4 protein-coding genes are annotated in these 2,968 nt (G+C 65.3%); all 4 read left to right on the top strand.

What is annotated here, in order from left to right:
• On the top strand, positions 1 to 297 hold a 297-nt coding region (gene rplS, locus MJ783_RS12775), incomplete at its 5' end, for a 50S ribosomal protein L19 (protein ID WP_239310641.1).
• Between the two features lie 458 nt (positions 298 to 755).
• Complete coding sequence (lepB, locus tag MJ783_RS12770) at positions 756 to 1,922, top strand: signal peptidase I (RefSeq protein WP_239310640.1); 1,167 nt, start codon at positions 756 to 758, stop codon at positions 1,920 to 1,922.
• The gene (locus MJ783_RS12765; RefSeq protein ID WP_239310642.1) at positions 1,888 to 2,601 is read left to right on the top strand and encodes a ribonuclease HII; all 714 of its coding nucleotides are present in this window, start codon (positions 1,888 to 1,890) and stop codon (positions 2,599 to 2,601) included. Before lepB ends, MJ783_RS12765 begins: the two co-directional genes overlap by 35 nt.
• Positions 2,598 to 2,891, top strand: coding sequence for a DUF2469 domain-containing protein (locus MJ783_RS12760; RefSeq protein WP_239310639.1), 294 nt, complete (start codon positions 2,598 to 2,600; stop codon positions 2,889 to 2,891). The genes MJ783_RS12765 and MJ783_RS12760 overlap by 4 nt, the downstream gene beginning before the upstream one ends.
• Positions 2,892 to 2,968: the final 77 nt, after the last annotated feature.

Genomic DNA, 2,968 nt, shown 5'->3' with positions numbered 1-2,968 from the left:
CCGGGCGACACCCTGAAGGTCCACGTTCGTGTCGTCGAAGGCAATCGCCAGCGCATCCAGGTTTTCCAGGGCGTTGTGATTCGTCGCCAGGGCGGTGGTGTTCGCGAGACTTTCACGGTCCGCAAGGTCAGCTTTGGCGTCGGGGTTGAGCGGACCTTCCCAGTCCACAGCCCGGTCGTGTCCAAGATTGAAGTCGTGACCAGTGGAGACGTGCGACGGGCGAAGCTGTACTACCTCCGTGAGCTGCGTGGCAAGGCTGCGAAGATCAAGGAAAAGCGTCGGCCGGCTGGACGCTGAGGTGTGCGTGGGTTGGCGCGAAGGTTGACCATGCGTCACCATGTCTGCGTTACCGTGCTATTGCCGGAGCAGGCCCGCGTAGGGTGGTCACTTTCCCTCCCCTGTCGGATACCACGGTGACGGTCATCAAATTCGGCCGAGGCCGGCCAACCCATGAGGTGGCGTGGTGAGTGGAGCCGAGCAGGGTCTTCCGGCTCGCTGGGACAGTGCTGTTCCGGCGAGGGCGTGTCTGATGGACGGTGGTCGATGTGGGCGATGATCCAGAAAGTGGCCCGCAAGGCGGAGAAGGTCCGGATAGCGGTGTGCTATCCGGACCGACGACAACACGGCAGGACGCTTTCTGGCATCGAGAGCAGGAGCCCGCACAGACGCGAAGCGTTCGGGTGGGGGGCGAGGCGATCGAGCATCCGTCAGACGCGCCCAGTGGCCAGAGGCCGCCTGATGATGGCTGTGGGCAGATGGCGAATGGGCAGACGGTGAAGCGGAGCGGCGACGCCAGCCCCGGCGCGCGAGACCTTGCGGGATCCGTCGCGGGCAATAATGCTGGGGAAGACACCATGATCTCGCCGGCTGACGCGTCCGGCCCGGTGGCGGGCGCCGAGCCCGCGGTCGCCGGGGATGCTCCCGTCACCGGGGGCGCCCTTGGCGAACCCCAGGCGGTCGCGATGGATCCGATCGCCGAGGAACCCACCCGGCGCGCGCGCCGGGCATTGGGCCGCAGCCGCGGGGGGAGGGGCTCGTTCGCCCGTGAGCTGCCTGTCCTCATACTGGTCGCCTTCCTGCTCGCACTGGTCATCAAGGCATTTCTCGTGCAGGCGTTCTGGATACCGACCGTCTCGATGGAACGGACCCTGCTGGTCAACGACCGGGTTCTGGTCAACAAGCTCGTCTACCGCTTCAGGGACGTCCACCGCGGTGAGATTGTCGTGTTCAACGGCGACGGCACCGGCTTCGAGCGGGCGGAGACCCTGATCGACCCGCCGAGCAACGTTGTCTCCCGTGCCGTGCGTGCGGTTCAGGGTGTGTTCGGCCTCGGTGCCCCCAGCGACAAGGACTTCATCAAAAGGGTCATCGGCGTGGCTGGTGACACGGTGGCCTGCTGCGATTCCCAGGGCCGGGTGACGGTTAACGACAAGCCCCTCGATGAGCCGTACGTCTATGAGAACAGCCCGGCTGGCTCCGGGCGCGAGTTCGCCCCGGTGAAGGTGCCTGCCGGCGAGCTGTGGGTCATGGGCGACCATCGCAGTGAGTCCTCGGATTCACGGGTGAACGGGACCATCCCGGAAAGCAAGGTTGTCGGTCGTGCCTTTGTGCGGGTCTGGCCGCTGGGGCGGATGGCGATTTTGTCTCCGCCGAACATCTTTGCCACCGCTACCGGTCTGCCGGCGGCCAGCCTCCCGGTTGCCGGCCTGGCCGCGGCTGGCGTGGTGGCGGTGGGCGGGGTCGCCGTATCGCATCGGCGATCACCGCTCGGAAGGAGCAGCCCGGGTGGCGACGGTGGATCAGCCCGGCACGGCGATCGCCCCGAGCGGCGGTCGGACCGACCCGCGCGGCGGCGACGGCGTCAGCGTCCAACCCAGCCGCCCACTGCTGTTCGCTCCGGCCAGGGCGACGATCCGGCGTGATGCCGGGCTGTGGGGGTACGAGCGTGCGCTCTGGCGCCGGGGGCTCGCGCCCGTCGCCGGGGTCGACGAGGCCGGGCGGGGCGCGTGCGCTGGTCCTCTTGTCGTCGCGGCCGTCGTTCTCCCCAAGGGCGGATCGCGAAGCATCGGCACCTTGGCCGACTCCAAACGGTTGTCCGCCCGTCTGCGCGAGCAGGTATTCGACGACATCCTTGGTGTCGCCCAGGCGTGGACGACCGTTGTGATCGATGCATCCGAGATCGACCTGCGGGGTGTGCATGTGGCGAACATCACTGGAATGCGCCGCGCGGTGGCTCGGCTGCCGTGGCGTCCCGGGTACGTGCTGACCGATGGCTTTGCGGTGGCGGGTTTGGGAGTCGAGTCCACAGCCGTGCTCAAGGGGGATCAAGTGGTGGCCTGTGTGGCCGCCGCGTCCGTCGTTGCCAAGGTGACCAGAGATCGGATCATGAATGATCTGCACTCTGCGTACCCCGAGTATGATTTTGCGCAGCACAAGGGGTATGTCACGGCAGGGCACGCCGCGGCACTGGCCGCTTACGGGCCGTGTGATCAGCATCGGATGTCGTATGTCAATGTGGCAGAAGCTCAACGCGAACGACTGTCGCGGCTGGAGGATGTCGTGACACGAACCGGGCTACGCAGCGCGATGGAGAGCGCATGAGCGCCGAAGATCTCGAGAAGTACGAGACCGAGATGGAGCTCCAGCTCTATCGCGAATATCGTGACGTCGTCGGTTTGTTTTCCTACGTCATCGAGACGGACCGTCGTTTCTATCTTGCAAACGACTATCAGATCGACGTCCGTAACAGCGCGGGTGAGGTCTTTTTTGAGCTCACTCTGCGTGATGCGTGGGTATGGGACATGTTCCGGCCGGCACGGTTCGTGAAGAACGTGCGTGTGGTGACGTTCAAGGACATCAACGTTGAGGAGCTGACCAAGGCGGAGCTCTGATTTTTGATCACCATCGAATATCGGTGATCTTTATCGTCGATATTCGGTCGCTCTGATGGTCAGCGTGCGCTGGCCGG

The sequence above is a fragment of the Protofrankia sp. Cj3 genome, from assembly GCF_917627355.1.
Classification (GTDB): domain Bacteria; phylum Actinomycetota; class Actinomycetes; order Frankiales; family Frankiaceae; genus Protofrankia.
This window is presented reverse-complemented; position numbering and strand designations above follow the sequence as displayed.

Coding starts and splice junctions, on each gene's coding strand:
- lepB (WP_239310640.1), top strand. CDS start 756: ATGGCGAATGGGCAGACGGTGAAGCGGAGCGGCGACGCCAGCCCCGGC.
- MJ783_RS12760 (WP_239310639.1), top strand. CDS start 2,598: ATGAGCGCCGAAGATCTCGAGAAGTACGAGACCGAGATGGAGCTCCAG.